The sequence below is a fragment of the Pseudomonas oligotrophica genome, from assembly GCF_021726475.1.
Taxonomy (GTDB): domain Bacteria; phylum Pseudomonadota; class Gammaproteobacteria; order Pseudomonadales; family Pseudomonadaceae; genus Stutzerimonas; species Stutzerimonas oligotrophica.
Genome location: NZ_JAKJRU010000002.1, coordinates 30283 through 49075, shown reverse-complemented (window position 1 = coordinate 49075; position 18793 = coordinate 30283). Strand labels below are relative to the sequence as shown.

At 71.2% G+C, this 18793-nt stretch carries 11 protein-coding genes; 4 read left to right on the top strand and 7 right to left on the bottom strand.

What is annotated here, in order from left to right:
- Positions 1-11: 11 nt before the first annotated feature.
- Positions 12-2288, bottom strand: a complete 2277-nt coding sequence (locus L3N39_RS04080; RefSeq protein ID WP_237256014.1) for an ABC transporter permease subunit — start codon at positions 2286-2288, stop codon at positions 12-14.
- Positions 2289-2452: 164 nt separating this feature from the next.
- Positions 2453-3418, bottom strand: coding sequence for a PstS family phosphate ABC transporter substrate-binding protein (locus tag L3N39_RS04075; RefSeq protein WP_237256013.1), 966 nt, complete (start codon positions 3416-3418; stop codon positions 2453-2455).
- A 212-nt stretch (positions 3419-3630) separates the two neighbouring features.
- On the opposite strand from L3N39_RS04075, the gene L3N39_RS04070 reads away from it, so the two are divergent.
- Positions 3631-4035, top strand: coding sequence for an acyl-CoA thioesterase (locus L3N39_RS04070; RefSeq protein ID WP_237256012.1), 405 nt, complete (start codon positions 3631-3633; stop codon positions 4033-4035).
- Position 4036: 1 nt separating this feature from the next.
- On the opposite strand, the gene L3N39_RS04065 is transcribed toward L3N39_RS04070, so the two are convergent.
- Positions 4037-5233, bottom strand: a complete 1197-nt coding sequence (locus tag L3N39_RS04065; RefSeq protein WP_237256011.1) for a GGDEF domain-containing protein — start codon at positions 5231-5233, stop codon at positions 4037-4039.
- Positions 5234-5385: 152 nt separating this feature from the next.
- On the opposite strand from L3N39_RS04065, the gene L3N39_RS04060 reads away from it, so the two are divergent.
- Entirely contained in the window at positions 5386-6306 is a 921-nt protein-coding gene (locus L3N39_RS04060; RefSeq protein ID WP_237256010.1) for an AEC family transporter, read from the top strand.
- Here L3N39_RS04060 and L3N39_RS04055 read toward each other — a convergent pair whose 3' ends face one another.
- From L3N39_RS04055 to recC, 4 genes are all read right to left on the bottom strand, one after another.
- Entirely contained in the window at positions 6307-6750 is a 444-nt protein-coding gene (locus L3N39_RS04055; RefSeq protein WP_237256009.1) for a hypothetical protein, read from the bottom strand.
- Between the two features lie 136 nt (positions 6751-6886).
- Positions 6887-8722 carry an exodeoxyribonuclease V subunit alpha gene (gene recD / locus L3N39_RS04050; RefSeq protein WP_237256008.1) on the bottom strand — a complete coding sequence of 612 codons (1836 nt, stop codon included), beginning with the start codon at positions 8720-8722 and terminating at the stop codon, positions 6887-6889.
- Between the two features lie 169 nt (positions 8723-8891).
- On the bottom strand, positions 8892-12437 hold the full coding sequence (recB, locus tag L3N39_RS04045) for an exodeoxyribonuclease V subunit beta (RefSeq protein ID WP_237256007.1): 3546 nt from the start codon (positions 12435-12437) through the stop codon (positions 8892-8894).
- A 142-nt stretch (positions 12438-12579) separates the two neighbouring features.
- Positions 12580-15846, bottom strand: a complete 3267-nt coding sequence (recC, locus tag L3N39_RS04040; RefSeq protein ID WP_237256006.1) for an exodeoxyribonuclease V subunit gamma — start codon at positions 15844-15846, stop codon at positions 12580-12582.
- A 230-nt stretch (positions 15847-16076) separates the two neighbouring features.
- On the opposite strand from recC, the gene L3N39_RS04035 reads away from it, so the two are divergent.
- Both L3N39_RS04035 and L3N39_RS04030 read left to right on the top strand, forming a co-directional pair.
- Positions 16077-16973 carry a cache domain-containing protein gene (locus tag L3N39_RS04035; protein WP_237256005.1) on the top strand — a complete coding sequence of 299 codons (897 nt, stop codon included), beginning with the start codon at positions 16077-16079 and terminating at the stop codon, positions 16971-16973.
- A gap of 121 nt (positions 16974-17094) precedes the next feature.
- A complete protein-coding gene (locus L3N39_RS04030) occupies positions 17095-18777 on the top strand; it encodes a Na/Pi cotransporter family protein (protein WP_237256004.1) in 1683 nt (560 codons plus the stop codon).
- Positions 18778-18793: the final 16 nt, after the last annotated feature.

Genomic DNA, 18793 nt, shown 5'->3' with positions numbered 1-18793 from the left:
ACCTTCGATTCTCAGAGCGACGCGTATTTCTTGCGCAGGCGGGTGCGGATCAGCTCGGCGGCGGTGTTCATCACGAAGGTGAACATCAGCAGCACCATGGCGGCGAGGAACAGCACGCGGTAGTGGGTGCTGCCCACCTCCGATTCGGGCATCTCCACCGCCACGTTGGCGGCCAGGGTGCGCATGCCCTCGAAGATGTTGGCTTCCATGATCGGCGTGTTGCCGGTGGCCATCAGCACGATCATGGTTTCGCCCACCGCGCGGCCCATGCCGATCATCAGCGCCGAGAAGATGCCCGGGCTGGCGGTCAGCAGCACCACGCGGGTCAGCGTCTGCCAGGGCGTGGCGCCGAGGGCCAGCGAGCCCAGGGTCAGGCTCTTGGGCACGCTGAACACGGCGTCCTCGGCGATCGAGTAGATGTTCGGGATCACCGCGAAGCCCATCGCCAGGCCGATCACCAGGGCGTTGCGCTGGTCGAACGGGATGCCCAGGTCGTTGGACAGCCACAGGCGCATGTCACCGCCGAAGAACCAGTTCTCCAGGTGGCCGCTCATGGCCAGCGAACCGGCGCCGACCAGCAGGATCACCGGGATCAGCAGCAGCGCTTCCCAGCCGTCCGGCACGCTCAGGCGGATGCGCTCGGGCAGGCGGCTCCAGCTCCAGGCCGCGAAGAGGATGCCCAGCGGCATCAGCAGCAGCAGGCTGAAGATGCCCGGCAGGTGGTTCTCCAGGAACGGCGCGAGGAACAGGCCGGCGAAGAAGCCGAGGATCACCGTCGGCAGCGCCTCCATCAGCTCGATCACCGGCTTGACCTTGCGGCGCAGGCTCGGCGCCATGAAGTAGGCGGTGTAGAAGGCCGCGCAGATCGCCAGCGGGGCTGCCAGCAGCATCGCGTAGAAGGCGGCCTTGAGCGTGCCGAAGGCCAGCGGCGCGAGGCTCAGCTTGGGTTCGAAATCGGTGTTCGCCGAAGTCGACTGCCAGACGTAGTCGGGGCCGGCATAGCTTTCGTACCAGACCTTGCTCCACAGCGCGCTCCAGGAAATCTCCGGATGCGGGTTGTCGATCACGAAGCGCTGCAGGCCGGCGGCGCTTTCCACCACCACGCGGGTGGCGCGCGGCGACAGGGCGGCCAGCGCCTGGCCGTCGGCCACCGGCTCGACCAGCAGGGTACGGTGCGCGGTGCTGTGGAAGATGCCCAGCCGGCCCTTGGCGTCCAGCGCGAGGAAGCCCTTGCGGCGCTCCTCCGGGAGGATCTGCGTCACCGGCGCATCGCCCAGGCTGAACTGGCGCACCGGCTTGAGTTCGCTGCTGCCGTCCGCACCGCGGACCATGAACCACTGGCCGATGCCACCCTTGGAATCGCCGACCATCAGCGAGATGCCGCCCAGCAGCGGGCTGATGGTCGTCACTTCGCGGCCATCGCCCACCAGCTTGTAGCGCCCGTTGAGCTGCTTGCGGCGCAGGTCGAAGACATCGACGCTGGCCGTGCCGCTGAAGGCGTACAGCCACAGGTGGCGCGGGTCGACCTTCAGCTCGCGGATCGGCGCGGCCAGTTGCGGCAGGTTCAGGCGCTGCTGCTCGAGGCTGGTCTCGCCGGTGAGCAGGTTCTGCGTGGCGGAGATGCGCAGCGCGTGCAGCTCGGTATCGGTGGCGCCGGCAACCAGCAACGTATCGCCATTGCGGCTGACCGCCGCATGCAGCAGGGGTCGACCCTGCTCGTCGAGGGTCAGCGCGGTTTCGCCATAGGGGTAGCTGAGTTCGGGCGTGATGGTCTTCTTGTTGTCCGGATAGCTGACCTTGTAGTTGTGCTCGAGCACCAGCAACTGGCCGTTGTCCAGCCCCAGCGCCAGGCGCCGGCTACCCGGCACGTCCTCGCCGATCGAGGCGATGCGTACGCCCTCGGGCAACGGCAGGGCGAAGCTCTTGAGCAGCGCGCCGTCCTTCACGGCGAAGAAGCGCACCTGGCCATCGGCGCCGACGCGCATGGCCACTTGGTTCTGCTCCTCCACCGCCAGCAGCAATGGCGCGCCAGCCTCGGCCAGCCAGGCCGGCTTGTGCGCGTCGCGCGCCTCGATCTCGGCGCCCTGGAACATGGGCACCACGACCTGCGCCAGGTAGAAGAAGATCAGCGTGATCGCCCCCAGCACGGCCAGGCCGCCGATGGACACGTACCAGCGCGCCAGGTGGTCTTTCAGCGCACGAATGCGGCGTTTGCGCTGCAGGGCCGGCGTATTGAAATCCAGCCGTTGCACATCGGAATTAGCGGTCATGGGCTCTATGTCGTTCATGCCTGGAGGTCCTGCCGGCAAAGTGCCGGCTTTTCACAGCGGGCACACTTTACTACCGACGCATGACAGAAAAGTTACAGAACGAAGACGACCAAGCCCGCCGGCGCAGAACGCACGGCGGGCTTGGTCGACACCGGCGGCCTGGGCCACCGGCGCGGCGTCATTTACAGACCCAGGTCTTGCAGGGTCTTGTCGATGACCTTCTTCGGCAGCGGGATGTAGCCGTCCTTGACCACGACTTCCTGGCCCTGCTTGGACATCACCAGCTTGATGAACTCGGCATCCAGCGGGCTCAGCGGCTTGTTCGGCGCCTTGTTCACGTAGACGTAGAAGAAGCGTGCCAGCGGGAACTTGCCAGCCAGGGCGTTCTCTTCGTTGGCCTCGAAGGCCTCGCCACCCTTGGACAGCGGTACGGCGCGCACGCTGGAGGTCTTGTAGCCGATGCCCGAGTAGCCGATGGCGTTCAGGGTGCTGGAGATCGACTGCACCACCGAGGCCGAACCCGGCTGTTCGTTGACGTTCGGCTTGTAGTCACCCTTGCACAGGGCTTCTTCCTTGAAGTAGCCGTAGGTGCCGGATACGGAGTTGCGACCGAACAGCTGGATCGGCTTGCCCGCCCACTCGCCGGTCAGGCCCAGGTCGCCCCAGGTCTTGATGTCCTTCTCGCCACCGCACAGGCGGGTGCTGGAGAAGATCGCGTCGACCTGCTCGATGTCCAGCGACTTGATCGGGTTGTCCTTGTGCACGAACACCGCCAGGGCGTCGATGGCGACCGGGACCGCAGTCGGCTTGTAGCCGTACTTCTCTTCGAAGGCCTGGATCTCGTTGTCCTTCATCGGACGGCTCATCGGGCCGATGTTGGAGGTGCCTTCGGTCAGCGCCGGCGGTGCGGTGGAGGAGCCGGCAGCCTGGATCTGGATGTTGACGTTCGGATAGCTGCGCTTGAACTCTTCGGCCCACAGGGTCATCAGGTTGGCCAGCGAGTCGGAGCCGACGCTGGACAGGTTACCGGATACGCCCGAGGTCTTTTCGTAGCTCGGCAGCGCCGGATCGACAGCGGCGACCGCGCTGGCGGCGCCCACGCCGGCGGCAACGAAGGTCAGGGCCGCCATCAAACGAGTCAGTTTCATACCATGCTCCTAGCAGGGTTTGTGTTCGAGTGTGTTGGAACGGGGGCCAGTATCGGCAGGCCGTGTGAACACTCTATGAACTGAATATGACAATCTGGTGACGGCGAAAGTCTTGATCTGCAGCGGTCGCCGGCCATTCGGTCAATCGATATACTCAGCCGCGCCCATCCGGGCCTGCGCCACAAGAACAACCGCGCCGCGAGCCTTCTCCGATGAAAGATTACGAACAGGAAGATCCGATCCCCCAGGGCGACCTGGCTCTGCAGCTGACCGCCCTGCCGCGGGAAACCAACGGCTTCGGCGACATCTATGGCGGCTGGCTGGTCTCGCAGATGGACCTGGCCGGCACCGCCATGGCCAGCCGCGTGGCCGGCGGACGGGTGGCGACGGTTTCCATCGACCGCATGGCCTTCATGGTGCCGGTGGCGGTGGGCGCGCAGCTGTCCTTCTATACCCAGACGCTGGAAGTCGGGCGCAGCTCGATCCGCATGCTGGTGGAAGTCTGGAGCGACGACCCGCAGTCCAGCGAGTGGCGCAAGGTGACCGAGGCGGTGTTCGTCTTCGTCGCCATCGACGGCAGCGGCCGCACCCGCCCGGTAACGCCACGGCGCAGCTGAATCAGCCGGCGCCTTCCCCGCTAGCCATCTCGATGCGGTTCTTGCCGCCCGCCTTGGCCCGATAGAGCGCAGCGTCCGCCTCGTGGTAGAGCTGCTCGGCCGGCTGCCCCGGGGCGAGCAGGGCCACGCCGATGCTGGCCCCGACCCACCCCCCGCTCGACTTGGGATGCTCGATCTGCAGCGCCGCCAGCGCCGCCAGCACCTGCTCGGCGATCTGCCGGGCCGCCGCGGCATCGCAGTCGTAGAGCAGCACCGCGAACTCCTCGCCACCGACCCGCGCCACATGATCCAGTGGCCGCCGGGCGAACCCCGCCAACAGCTCGCCGCATTCGCGGATCAGCGCATCGCCGGCCGGGTGGCCGAAGCGGTCGTTGAAGGCCTTGAAGTCGTCCAGGTCGAGCAGCAGCATTGCCAGTGGCGCCCGCTCGCGGCGCGCCTGCCCGGCCAGCCGCAGCAGGCTGGCGTCGTGGCTGCGGCGGTTGGCCAGCCCGCTCAGGGCATCGTGCTCGGCGACCCAGCCGAGCAGCTTGCGCACCAGGAACTGCTCGCGCTGCGAGTATTCATGGACATAGCGGCTGACTGCGCCGATCACCAGCAGCACGCTGTAGTAGCTGATCGCGATCCAGTGCCCGGGCAGTTGCGCCGGCGCCAGCAGCAGCAGGGCCAGCAGCACGTCGAGGGCGATCATCGTCGCGGCGCACAGCAGCGACATCCAGAAGGTGATGCCGAGGAAGAAGAACGAGGCGATGATCAGCAGCCCGGCGCCGTAGCGGAAGGCCACCTCCAGGCCGATCAGCTCGTACTGGATGTCGATCCGCGAGGCGATCACGCCGATCAGCACCAGCAGCACCGGGAACAGGCGCTCGGCCTGCGCGCTCAGCCAGCGGTTGAGCACCGACAGCAGCAGCACCGCCACGCCCGGCGCCAGCTGCAGCAGGCGCAGCACGGTCAATTCGGCCATCCAGCCGCTGTCGGCGATCGCCAGGTAATGCCACTCGATGTACAGGTAGCTGCTCACCACCACGATCAGCAACAGCGCCGCCAGCTGCTGCGACAACCGCGCATGGCGATCCAGGTAGCGACGAAAGCCGCTCTCCAGCGGCTCGCGGAAGCGCAGCAGGCGAAAGCCTTCGTGCAACTGCCGTCCGTAGGGCGTGTCGCGGAAGTCGTCGGCATAGGGATGGGCGAGCTTGCGCATCGGGGACCCCGGATTCTTGACGCCAATCATGATATCAGCAGGCCATCATTCTCGGCGAAAAAAGCGCCACGCGGTCATGCCGCGCCGCCGGATAGGACAACAGCACTTGCCCCGGGTGTCGCAGGGGCCCTAGATTGCCCTGACCTGCAAGGATGGATGTATCCGTGATCGACCTGTTGCTGGCCCTCTGGCCACTGTTCGCCCTGATCGTCGCCGGCTATGCGCTCAGGCTCCGCGGTTTCCCCAGCGAGGCCTTCTGGCCCGGTGCCGAGCGCCTCAACTACTTCATCCTGTTCCCGGCGCTGCTGTTCAGCAGCCTGGCCCGGGCGCCGCTCGACAACCCCGCCCTGCCCGGCCTGGCCGGCGCCGTGCTGCTGGCCCTGGGCCTCGGCTGGCTGGCGCTGCTGCTGGGCAAGCGCCTGCGCGGCTGGCCGGCCAGCCGCTTCGGTGCCATCACCCAGGGCACGCTGCGTTTCAATACCTACCTGGGCCTGGCGGCGGTGGGCAGCCTGTTCGGCGAGCAGGGGCTGGCCATGGCGGCGCTGATGCTCGCGCTGATGGTGCCGACGGTGAACGTGATGTCGGTCTGGTCGCTGACCGCCGAACGCGGCCTGAGCGCCCGCGGGCTGCTGCTGCCGATCCTGAAGAACCCGCTGATCCTCGCCTGCCTGGCCGGCGCGCTGGTGAATCTCTCCGGCCTCGGCCTGCCCGGCGGCAGCGACCGCCTGCTTGCCCTGCTCGCCGCCGCCAGCCTGCCGCTCGGCCTGCTCTGCGTCGGTGCCGCGCTGAAGCCGCAGGAACTGGGTGGCGAGATTCCCGCGCTGGGCTGGAACAGCGCGGCGCGCCTGCTGCTGGTGCCGCTGATGGCCTATGCGGTGGCCCGCGTGACCGGCCTGCCGAGCATGGAAACCACCATCCTGGTGCTGTTCTTCGCCCTGCCCACCGCGCCGACCGCCTACGTGCTGACCCGACAGCTCGGTGGCGACAGCCACCTGATGGCCGGGATCATCACCCTGCAGACGCTGCTGGCGGCGGCCAGCCTGCCGCTGATCCTGACCCTGCTCAACGGCTGATCAGCGCACCACCTGGCCGCGCAGCAGGCGCAGCAGCAGGATCGCCATGCCCACGCCGCTGGCGCCGAGCAGCAGCAGCGGGCCCAGGTAGCCGAGGCCATCCTGCAGCCAGTCGAGCAGCAGCTGCGGCCAGGCAGAGGCCGCGCCGGCCTCGGCGACCGGGTAGCCGCCCCCCAGCCAGTACGCATAGCCCGCGTGCAGCGGCAGCAGCGCCACCGGCAGCAGGATCAGGCACAGCCAGAAGCCGCCGCGCCGGTGCCGGCCCAGCAAGCCCCAGGGCAGGTAGACCGCGCCGATCAGGCGGAAGAAGCAGAACGCGTAGTAGACCACCAGGGCGAGCGCGAGGAGGTTCTCCAGGCCGGGCTGCTGCCACAGCGCCAACGCCGCCAGGCCGCCGAAGGCCAGGCTCGATACCGCCCAGAGTGCGTAGAACAGCTTTTCCATGGACGCCGGTTCCGCTCGCCAGAAAGGAACGCGCATCGGAGCAGAAAGCCCGCGGGCAAACCCAGGACGACGTCACGAAACTGCGCACCGACCGCGGCGAAACCGGCTGCAGACCGCAGCAGCCGCGGCCTGCAGCTCAGAACAGGCGCAGCTGGTCGCCTGCCGGCACCTGCTCGTTGGGGGTAGCCGGAGGCGGCGCAGCGAGCGCGACGGCAAGGCGCTCGGCCAGGCCGGAGGCACGCTCGGCGCGGGTCGTGACCGCCTCGGCCAGGCGCGCCGGCAGCGCCCAGATCTCCACCTGGCGCTTGGCGCGGGTGATGCCGGTGTAGAGCAGCGCGCGGGTCAGCAGCGGGCTCGGCTGCTCGGGCAACGCCAGCAGCACCTCGGCGAACTCCGAGCCCTGGCTCTTGTGCACGGTCATGGCGAAGGCGCAGTCGTGGCTGGGCAGGCGCGCCGGGGCGAAGCCGCGAAAGCCCTCGTCGCCCTCGAAGTACACGCGCAGGCCGTCGGCGCCGCCCAGGCACAGCCCGATGTCGCCGTTGAACAGGCCCAGGGCATAGTCGTTCTGCCGCACCATCACCGCGCGGCCGGGGTACCAGCGCTCGCGCACCGGCACCTTCAGCTGGCGCTTGAAGCGCGCCTCCAGCGCCTCGTTCAACCCGCTCACGCCAAAGGCGCCCTCGCGTTGCGCGGTCAGCGCGCGGAAGGCGTTGAAGGCGGCGAAGGCACTGGCCGGGTCACCCTCGCCAGCGACCTGCAGATAGGGCGCATAGGCCTGCTCCAGCCGCTCGACCAGCGCCACCGCACTGGGCGCGGCGTTCCAGGCCAGGTCGGCTCGCCCTTGCTCGAGCAGCGCCCGGGTGGCCGGCGCATCGCCGGCGTTGATCCGCCGGGCCAGCTCACCGATCCCGCTGTCACCGGCGAAGCGATGACTGTGGGTCAGCAGCAGCACCGCGTCGCCCAGCCGCGACTGCGGCGCCAGGACCGGCACCGCCTGGCCGGTCAGCCGCTGCAGCTCCGCCGCCGCCTGCGCATCGAAGCCACGCCCCTCGCACAGCTCGGCGAACACCGCGCCGGCCTCCACCGCGGCGAGCTGGTCCTTGTCGCCGAGCAGGATCAGCCGCGCCTGCGGCGGCAGCGCCTCGACCAGCTTGGCCATCAGCGCCAGGTCGACCATCGAGGCCTCGTCGACCACCAGCACGTCCAGCGCCAGCGGGTTGCCGGCATCGTGGCGCACCCGCGGGCTGTCGCCGCGGCTGCCGAGCAGGCGATGCAGGGTGCGCGCCTCGTCCGGCAGCGCCGCCCTGACCGTCTCGCTGACCGGCAGCTCGGCCTTGGCATTGCGGATCGCCTCGGCCATGCGCGCGGCAGCCTTGCCGGTGGGCGCGGCCAGCCCGATGGCCAGGCGTTCGCCGCCGGGTTGCTCGAGCAGCGCGGCGAGCAGGCGCACCACGGTGGTGGTCTTGCCGGTGCCGGGGCCGCCGGAGATCACCGCCAGCCGCCGGCGCACCGCCTGCGCCGCGGCCAGGCGCTGCCAGTCCGGCACCTGCCGGTTGAAGGCGAACAGCCGGGCCAGGCTGTCGGCCAGGCGGGCTTCGTCGACCTCCGGGCGCGCGCCGGCGCGGGCCAGCAGGCGTTCGGCGAGCTGCTCCTCGTAGGCCTGGTAGCGGGCCAGGTAGAGACGGTCTGCGTGAAGGATCAACGGCGCATAGCCACCGGGCCCGCCGACCAGCGGCGAGGCCTCGAGCTGGGCGCGCCAGGTCGCCAGCGGCGGCAGCGCGAGGTCGATCTCCGGCCAGGGCCGCCGGCCGGCCAGCCGTTGCAGCGGCAGGCAGACATCCCCGGCCGAAAGCGCCTCGCAGCACAATGCGGCGGCCATCAGCACGTTATCCGCAGCCTCCGGTTCCAGGCGTTGCAGGCTGGCGACGAAGGCGCGCTCCAGCGGACCGAGGGGCAGATCGGCAAGGCTCATAGGTCGTTCCTGAAAGCAAAGATCGCGGCGCTGCGCGACGCCGATTCGCGGTCTAGACCGCTCCCACAAAGGCACGGCCGGCTCGCCCGCCCCCCACCGGCCAGCCCCGCACGGCAAGCGCGTTGACCCGCCGCCCGCTGCAACCTGCCGATCTGCACACCCACGGCCATCACCTGCCCTCCGCGAACAGCCGGTCCAGCGCGTCTAGCAGGGCATCGTCGGGCCGGGCGAAGTACACGCCGGCCGCGGGCATGCCGCGCAGGAACAGGTAGTAGGCGCCGCCCAGGCAGTCGTCCCGGTAGTCCAGCAGGCGCTGGCGCAGGAACCGGCGCAGGGCGACCAGGTAGATCAGGTACTGCAGGTAATAGTGCTCGCCGGCCAGGGCCTGCAGCAGGCGCTCGCCGCCGTAGTAACTGGCATCCGGGCCGAGCCAGTTGGACTTGTAGTCGAGGATGTACCAGCGCCCGTCGTGCTCGAAGGTCAGGTCGATGAAGCCCTTGAGGAAGCCGCGCAGGGTGTCGAACTCGAGCCGCGCGGCGGCCTCGCGCAGCGGCGCCGGCAGGCCGCTGGCCGGGTCGCCGAGCAGCGCGCGCAGGCGGGTGACCTCCAGGTCCTGCACCGGGAAGGTGAAGCCGAGCTCCGGCAGCCGGCGCTCGGGGCGCAGCGCCGCCAGCCGCAGGCCGTGGCCGTCGAGGTCGGTGTCCAGCACCTGCTGCAGCTGTGCGCGGGCGCTCTCGGTCCAGTCGGTCGACAAGCCGTGGCCGGCGAGCGCCGGCTCCACCAGCTCGGCCAGCGGTGCCTTGCCGCGCGCCCAGTCCTCGAGGATGGCATGCAGGCAGGTGCCGGCCCGGGCGCCGCGCGGGAAGGCGAAGAAGCCGGCGCCCGGTTCGCTGGCGTCGGGCAGCGCCAGGGCGTCGCGGTCGGGCGCCTCCATGTGCAGGCCGGCGGCCAGCCCGGAAAAGCTGCCGATACGCCAGGCGCTGTGCAGGTTGCGCGACAGCTGCGCCAGGGCCCGCGGCGGTTCGGCGCGCGACTCGCCCAGCGTGCCGGTCGCTTCCTCCTCCAGCGGCAGCCGGGCCAGGGTCCCGGCGCTGGCGGCGACCAGCGCGTCCAGCTCGCCGACCAGGGCGGCTTCGTCGAGGCCGCCCAGGTGCCCGGCCAGTTCGGCCAGGGCATCCTCGCCCGGGCAGCCGCGCCCGTGCAGCAGCCAGGCCATGGCGCTGGTGTGCAGGCCCTCGTCGGCGTAGCTGCCGTCCTTTTTCGGCTGGCACAGGCAGACCGGCCCCCAGTGCACCCAGAGGCGGTCGCGCGGACGGGTCAAGGCCACGTAGACCAGGCGCAGCTGCTCGGCGAAGACCTCGCGCCGGGCCTGCTCCAGATGTTCGTCGAGCTGCGCGCTGCCCAGGTCCAGCAGCGGCCGGCCGTGCTCGTCGTGGCAGCGCGCGCTGGCGGTGTTGCGGCCCAGCAGCTTGCCGTCCCAGAGGAACGGGCAGAATACCAGCGGGTACTCCAGCCCCTTGCTGGTGTGGATGGTGACGATCTGCACCCGCTCGGCATCGCTCTCCAGGCGCAGCAGGGCGTCCTCGGCGGCCCCCTCGCCGCTGCGCTGCTCGGCGAACCAGGCGAGCAGCGGCTCCAGGCCCGGCTGGCCGAGGCTCTGGGTCTGCAGCAGTTCGCCCAGGTGCAGCAGGTTGGTCAGCCGGCGCTCGCCGTCGACCCGTTCCAGCAGGCGCGCGGCGACACCCTGTTCGTCCAGCCAGCTGCGGAACAGCCGCAGGAAGCCCTGCTGCTGCCAGAGCTGGTGGTAGCGCTCGGCGGCCTCGCGCTCGCGGTCCCATTCGCGCTGCTCGTCCTGGCAGCGCGCCAGGTCCGCCGCGCTGCGCCCGAGCAGGCGGGTGGCCAGGGCATAGCGCAGCAGTCCCTCGCGGCCCGGTTCGGCGTAGGCGGCGAGCACCGCGGCCAGCTCGGCGGCCTCCTCGCTCTGCCAGACGCTGTCGCGCCCGCGACGCACGCTGGGCACGCCGCGCCGGGCCAGCTGCTCGGCGACCAGCCCGGCCTGGCGGTGGTTGGCCACCAGCACGGCGATGTCGCCGCCCTTGAGCGGGCGCAGGCCCTGGTCTTCCTCGAACCCCGCCTCGCCCCGCGCCGCGGCGGCCAGCAGGGTGGCAATGCGCCGCGCGGTATCCACCGCCGCCCGTTCGCCGGCCCGGCCCTTGCTGAGGTTCTCCTCGCCGAGCCAGACCAGCGACAGCGGCGCGCCGGAATCCGGCAGCCGCAGGCGCGGTCGCGGGCGCTGTGCCGCGGCCACCGGCAGGTAGTCCGGATCCGCGGCAGCGAACGGCCGCGGGCGGTCGAACAGGCGATTCAGCGCATCGATCAGTTGCGGCGTCGAGCGGTGGTTGACCGGCAGCGTGTAGGGCGGGCGGTCGACCTGTCGCTTGGCCTGCAGGTAGGTCGCCAGGTCGGCGCCGCGAAAGCCGTAGATCGCCTGCTTGGGATCGCCGACGAAGCACAGGTCCGCGCCCACCTGGCCGGCGGGGTAGATGCGGCTGAAGATGGCGTACTGGATCGGATCGGTGTCCTGGAACTCGTCGATCAGCGCCAGCGGATACTGCGTGCGCAGGGTCTCGGCCAGTTGCTCGCCGCCCTCGCCCGTCAGTGCCTGGTCGAGGCAGTTGAGCAGGTCATCGAAGGCCAGCAGGCGCTGCGCGGCCTTGCGCGCCGGCAGCTCGCGGTCGAGCTGCTGCAACAGCCGTACCTGCAGCGCGACCAGGCGCTGCTGGCCGGCCGGCAGCACCTGCGACAGCGCCTCGTTCAGCTCGTCCAGCGCCTCGGCCAGTGCGCACAGCGGGGTCGCATGGCCCTTCTTGCAGGCCTTGGCGATGGCCGCGGCGCCCAGCTTGGCCAGCGCCTCGGGCGCTTCGAGCAGCGCCGCCGGATCGGCGAAGTAGGCATCCAGCTGCGCCTGCCAGCCGTCGAGCTTGGCGACCTTGTGGGTCGACTGGCTGAGCCCGCCATGGGCCCGCAGCTCCGTGACCCAGGCCGCGCCGGCCGCGTGCCAGCACTGTGCGGCGCGCTGCCAGGCGGCATCCACTGCGCCCAGGTCGGCGGCCGGCGGCGGCTCGGCCGGCTCGACCCGCAGGTAGGGCTTGCCCAGGTGGCTGCGCAGGCTCTGGCGCAAGGTCGCCGGGGTGATCCCGGCCTTGGCCAGGAAACGCGCCCAGGCCGGGTCGGCGGCGGCCAGTTCGTGGCGCCAGGCGTCGGCGAGCAGCGCGTCGAGCACCTCGCGGTCGTCCTGGGTCAGTTCGCTGTCGAAGTCGCCGCCGGCCTCGAAGGCGGCGTCCTGCAGGGCGCGCTGGCAGAAGCCGTGGATGGTGAAGATCGCCGCCTCGTCGAAGCCGTGCACGGCGAGCAGCAGGCGCCGCCGGGCCTCCTCGCCGGGAAAGCGCGCGTGCAGCTCGTTGAGCAGGGCGTCGTCGCTCGGCTGGCCGTCGTAGACCGCCAGCAGCTCGGCCAGGCGCGTGCGGATGCGCTCGCGCAGCTCGGCGGTGGCGGCCTTGGTGTAGGTGACCACGAGGATCTGCCCGACCGAGAGCTGGCGCTCGAGCAGCAAACGGGCGTAGAGCGCGGTCAGCGTCCAGGTCTTGCCGGTGCCGGCGCTGGCCTCGATGAGGGTGCGGCCGCTGAAGGAATCGGTGAGCAGGTTGAACGTCATGCCCCTGGCTCCTGCGTAGGGATGCAACGGGAGATGGCGATTCGCGCACTGGCCGCGGCGTTGCCTGCCAGCACGGCTTGCGCCCCGCGGGCGAAACCCATGGGCAGGGAACGGCAGCGTGTTGCGGTGATGCAGCTGGCCATCACGCCTCCTCCGGGGAATCAGCCAAGGCCGTCACCACCGGCCCGAGCAATTCCTCGGCCAGGTGCTCGAAGCGCTCGTCCAGCGCCTCGCGGTCGCGGAACGCCAGGGCGTTCCAGGGTTCCTGGCCCTCGCCGGCGAAATGCTCGTTGCCCTCCCAGGCCATCCGCGCGTTGTCCCGCGCGGCGTCGAGCGGCGCCTTGCGGCTGCGCTCGGCGGGTTGGACCAAGGCCTTGGCGAAGGCGTGGCTGGCCTTGGCGAACAGCGGCAGCGGCTCGCACAGCGCCACGCGATAGGCCTGCAGCCAGGGCTGCAGGCGCTCGGCAGCATCGGCCAGCGGCCCCAGCTCCCAGTCGCCACCCGGTGCCAGCAACCGGCTGCGGCACTCGATGCCCGGCCCGGCGGCGATGTTGAGCAGCAGGTGGCGCAGCCAGAAGCCGGTCAGGTCCCAGGCGCCGGGCGCGGTGAGCTTGTAGCCGAACAACCCGCTGGCGGTGACGCCGTCGAGCCAGCCGTGCACGCGCACGCCGGCCAGGTCGATATCCACCGCCAGCGGCTCGGGGACGGCCGCCGGGCGCTCCGCCAGCAGGTGCGGGGCGAAGGCGCGCACCGGGCCACGCTGCTTGCCCCACAGCGCCTGGCCCAGCTCGCCCGGCGGCAGCCAGCCGGCGGCACTGGCCAGGCGGCGCTCGTCGGCCTCCGCCCAACCCTGTTCCACCGCCTCCAGGGCGAGGCGGCGCAGGCCGCGGGCGGCGGGGTATTCGAGGCTGAACGGCTCGTCGGCGGCGATCGCCTCGACCTCCTCGGGTACCCGCAGGCCCAGGCGCTGTTCGAGGAAGAAACGTGCCGGATGCTGCAGCGCGCGGATCAGCTGCGCCGGCTCGACGGTCAGCCAGTCGGCCGCCGGCGCCGGCAACGTGCCGGCGAACGCTTGCGCCGCCGCCGGCGCCGCGGCCAGGCGTGCCGCGGCCTGGAACCAGGGCTCGGCGAAGCCGGCGTGGCGCCCGCCCTGGAAGTTGTCCGGGCTGAACGGCTGCAGCGGATGCTGCAGCGTGACGCAGGCGCTGGCCTTGGCGCCGTCGGGGCCGACCGCGGTGAGGTCCACCGCCTCGAGCACCTCGCTGAGCAGCACCGAGGGCGGCAGCTCGGCGTTGTCGCGCGGGTCGCGGCCGACGTAGGACAGGTACAGCGCCTGGCGCGCCGAGAGCAGCGTCTCCAGCAGCAGGTAGCGGTCGTCCAGGCGCCGCGCGCGGTCGCCGCGCCGCGGGTGGCGGGCGATCAGGTCGAAGCCGGCCGGCGGGTTGCGCCGCGGGAACGCGCCGTCATCCAGCCCCAGCAGGCAGACCAGGCGGAACGGCAGGCTGCGCATCGGCACCATGGTGCAGAAGGTCACCGCGCCGGTGAGAAAGCCCGAGGCGCCACCGCCCTGCTGCAGCGCGGCACTCAGCTGCTGGCGCACCAGCTCCAGCTCCACCGGCCGCTCCAGACCGGCGGCGGCGGCCTGTTCGCGCAGCGCGGCGCAGGCCTGCGAGAGCAGCAGCAGCGTGTCGCCGGCTTCGCGTTCGTCGAAGAGCTCGTCGAGCAGCGCCTGCAGCGCGTCGGCCCAGGCCGCCAGCGGGCGCGGCGCGGCAAGGCGGTCGGCGAGCCGGCCGAGGCGCTCGACGAATTCCGCCAGGCGGCCGAGCAGCTGCGCGCGGGCGCCTTCGACGGCGTCCAGCGGCCAGTGCTCGCCGAGCAACGGCGCCTGCGCACCAGCCAGCTGGGGCGGCGCGGCGAAGCCGAGCAGCAGACGGTCCAGGCCCTGGCGCCAGGTGAACGCCGGATCGTCCGGCAGCCCGAGCCGCGCGCGCTGGCCGGCATCGCGGCCCCAGCGCACGCCGGCCTCGCGCAGCCAGTCGCGCAGCAACGGCAGCTCCTCGCTGTCGATGCCGGCGCGGCGGGCGACGGCCGGCTGCTCCAGCCAGGCGAGCACCTGCTCGGCGGCGAAGCGGCTCTGCGGCAGGTCGAGCAGCTCGACGAACGCCTCGATCAGCGGCACCTCGGCACGCAGGCTGCGGTCGGCCAGGCTGTAGGGAATGCGCGCCGCGCCCCGGCCGGCCGCACGCGGGGCGAACACCGCCTCGATGAAGGGCGCGTAGCGCTCGATGTCCGGGGTCAGCACCACCACCTGGTCGGGACTCAGCCCCGGGTCGGCGGCGAAGCGCGCCAGCAGCTGGTCATGCAGGATCTCGACCTCGCGCAGCGGCGAATGGGCGACCTGCACCTCCAACGAGCGGTCGTCCGCGGCCAGTTGCAGGCGCTCCTCGGGACGCCGGGTGCGCAGACGCAGGATGTCGTTCTGCAGGGCATGCAGCAGGCTGTCGTCGGCGAGGTCCTGGTCCTCGGTATACAGGCCGATCTCCTGCCCGCCGAGTTCGAACAGCGCGTCGAAGAAGTCGCGCCCCTGCTTGCCGAGGCTGGCCAGCAGCGGGTGGCCGACGTCCAGGTACCAGTCGTCCGCGGCCGGCGCGGCGGGCGCCTGGCGGGCCAGCTCGCGGACGTCGCGGATCTCGCCCCAGGCCTCGCGGCTCGGGTTGAGCGCGCAGACCACCACGTCGATGTGCCGCGCCAGGCCATCGAGCACGCGCAGGTGGTGCGGCGGCAGGCTGCTGATGCCGAATACCAGCAAGCGCTCGGGCAGGCCGGCCAGCGGCTCGTCGCGGTACAGCCGGGCCAGCAGGTCGCCGAGCAGGCGCGCGCGGTGCGGGTGGCCATCCTTGGTCAGCTCGCGCCAGAGCAGCGCCTGCCAGGCCTCGTCGGGGCCGAGCTCGCGCGTCTCGCCGCGCTCCCAGGCAGCCAGCCAGTCGTCGCGGTAGAGCAGGTACTGGTCGAAGGTGTCGGCGATCCGGCTCGCCAGCGACAGCCGGCGGCGCTCGTCAGCGCCGGCCAGGTAGCGCGCCAGGCGCGGCGCCTGTTGCAGGTTGGCCGGTTCGCAGAGCCAGTCGTAGAGGCGCCAGGTCAGGGTGCCCGGGGCAAACGCCGACTGCTCCGGCAGGCTGCCGAGCACCGCGCGGCTCAGGTCCCAGACGAAGCGGGCCGGCAACTGGATCTGCAGCTGCATGGCGATGCCCTGCCGGCGCGCCAGCGCCAGGGTCAGCCAGCGGCCCATGCCCTGGCTGGGCACCACCACCTGCGCCGGGGCGAAGGGGTCGGCCAGCGGCTGCGCCAGCAGCGTGGTGGCCAGCTCGCCGAGGGTTTCCAGGTCGGGGGCGTGGTAGAGGCTGAGCATGAGCGGTCCTTTTGAGCAGGCGGCTAGGTTACCGAGCAGGCGCCGGCAGGGCGAGCGTCCAGGCAGTGTGACAACCGGTCGCGACAGCGGCTGTCGCGGGCCGCAGCGGCGCGGCGTGCTAGTCCTTTCGCCCGGCGTTTCTACTCCCTCAGACCAATTCCAATCGCCGCAAACCCGTCGGAGGATGCCGCAAAGGGCGCTGCCGCGCCTGCCTTCGCCAGGAGCCATCCATGCATACGAAACACAAGACCTTGCTTGTTCTGTCGATGCTCGGCGCGCTGGGCGGCGCGCCGCTGGTGCATGCCGCGCCCGATTCCAGCCAGGCCCGGCCCATGGGCTCGGTCGAGCGCAGCCATGCGCGGCAGGCCGAAAACCTGCTCGCCCAGGCGGTCGAGCATCTGGAAAAACGCGGCGCCGAGCAGGCGCTGGCCGACTTCAACGCGCGCAACGGCCGCTTCGCCATGGGCGAGTACTACGTCTTCGTGCTGGACCAGGCCGGTACCATGCGCGCCAGCAGCGGCGCCTCGCACAGCCTGGTGGGCCTGGACGTCAGCCAGCTGCAGGACGCCGCCGGCAAGAACTTCATGGCGGCGATCCTGAGCCAGGCCAAGGGCGCCCAGAGCGGCGCGATCGACTACCACTGGCTGAACCCGGCCAACAACAAGCTGGAGAACAAGACCAGCCTGTTCCGCCGCGTCGGCGACTACGTCGTCTGCGTCGGCTACTACATCCCGCGTTCGAGCGCCGAGCAGGCCCGTGCGCTGCTCGACAAGGCCGTCGCGCTGTTGCAGCAGGAAGGCGGCGACGCGGCCTACCGGCGCTTCAACGACCCGCAGGGCGGCTTCGTGATCGGCGACGAGTACGTCTTCGCCATCGGCCTGGAGGACGGCAAGTACCGCGCCAGCGGCGGTTCGCCGAGCCTGGTCGGCACCGACGTGCGCGAGGTGCGCGACGCCGCCGGCAAGCCGCTGTTCCGCGACATGATCGAGCTGGCGCGCAGCAAGGGCGAAGGCAACGTCGACTACGTCTGGCGCAACCCGGCGACCAATGCGGTGGAACCCAAGCACACGCTGATCCGCCGGGTCGACGACGTGCTGCTCGGCGTCGGCTACTACAGCCCGCGCTGAGCCCGCTCGGCCAGCGGCCGATGTGACAGTCCGGTGAACGGCGCCCTCGCGCCAGTGGTCAACCCTGTATGCCGAGCCGCGCCGGCACGCGGCTGACCACTGACCGAGGCTCTGCGCACCCATGCTCACGCTGCTGCACCTGCTGTCGTCGATCGCCCTGCTGGTCTGGGGGACGCATATCGTGCGCACCGGGATCATGCGGGTGTACGGCTCGCACCTGCGGCGGCTGCTCGGCCACAGCATGGCCCACGCGCCGCTGGCCTTCGGCGCGGGGATCGGCGTCACCGCGCTGGTGCAGAGCAGCAACGCCACCGCGCTGCTGACCCTGTCCTTCGTCGCCCAGGGCCTGATGGCGCTGCCCACCGCGCTGGCGATCATGCTCGGCGCCGACGTCGGCACCGCGCTGATGGCGCGGGTGCTGACCCTGGACCTGTCCTGGCTTTCGCCGGTGCTGACGCTGGTCGGCGTCTGCCTGTTCCTCTCGCGCAAGCAGAGCCGCGCCGGCCAGCTCGGTCGGGTGCTGATCGGCCTGGGCCTGATCATCCTCGCCCTGCAGCTGATCGTCGCCGCCGCCGAGCCGATCACCGCGGCGCGCGGCATGCAGGTGCTGTTCGCCGAACTGGCCGGCGACACCCTGCTGGCGGTGGTGGTCGGCGCGCTGTTCGCGCTGCTCTCCTATTCCAGCCTGGCCGCGGTGCTGCTCACCGCGACGCTGGCCGGCGCCGGGCTGATCGGCATGCCGGTGGCCCTCGGCGTGGTCATCGGCGCCAACGTCGGCAGCGGCGTGCTGGCCTGGCTCAACGCCAGCCTGCAGCCGGCGGCGGCGCGCCGCGTGGCGCTGGGCAACCTGCTGTACAAGCTCGCCGGCCTGGTCGTGGTGCCTTTCCTGCATCCACTGGTGGGCTGGCTGGCGACCTTCGGCTTCAGCCTGCAGACCCAGGTGATCGCCTTCCACCTGCTCTACAACAGCCTGCGCTGCCTGGTGCTGCTGCCCAGCGTGCGGCCGATGGCGCGGTTGTGCGAACACCTGCTGCCCGAGCGCGTCGCCGAACAGGGCATCGCCCAGCCCCGCCACCTGGACCCGGCCGCGCTGGAGACGCCGAGCCTGGCGCTGGCCAACGCGGTGCGCGAGACGCTGCGCATCGGCGACCTGGTGGAGGCCATGCTGGCGCGCCTGCTGGAGGTGCTGCAGAGCGAGCACCCGCAGGCGGCCGAGGAAATCCGCCGCCTGGACGACGACGTCGACGCGCTCTACAGCGGCGTCAAGCTGTACCTGGCGCGGATGCCGCGCGAGGACCTGGCCGAGCAGGAAAGCCGGCGCTGGGCGGAGATCATCGAGCTGGCGATCAACCTCGAGCACGCCGGCGACATCATCGAGCACATGCAGGGCAAGGTGCACAACCTGAAGAAATCACGGCGCCTGAGCTTCTCCGAGCATGGCCTGGACGAGCTGCGCCAGCTGCACGGGCTGCTCAGCGCCAACCTCGCCCTGGGGCTGTCGGTGTTCCTCTCCGGCGACCCGCAGAGCGCCCGCCGCCTGCTGCGGCAGAAGCACGAGTTCCGTCACTGCGAACGCGCGCTGGCCCACGCCCACGTGCAACGCCTGCACCAGCAGGTGCTCGAGAGCATCGAGAGCAGTGCCGCGCACCTGGAGCTGATCGCCGACATGAAGCGGCTCAACTCGCTGTTCTGCAGCCCGGCCTATGCCGCGCTGGAAGGCCAGGGCGCGCATGCCCCGCGCGGCGCCGACGAGACTCCCGCCCTGGTGCTGCCCAAGGCGCCACTACCGGGCAAGCCGGTCTAGGCACTCGCGCCGGCCT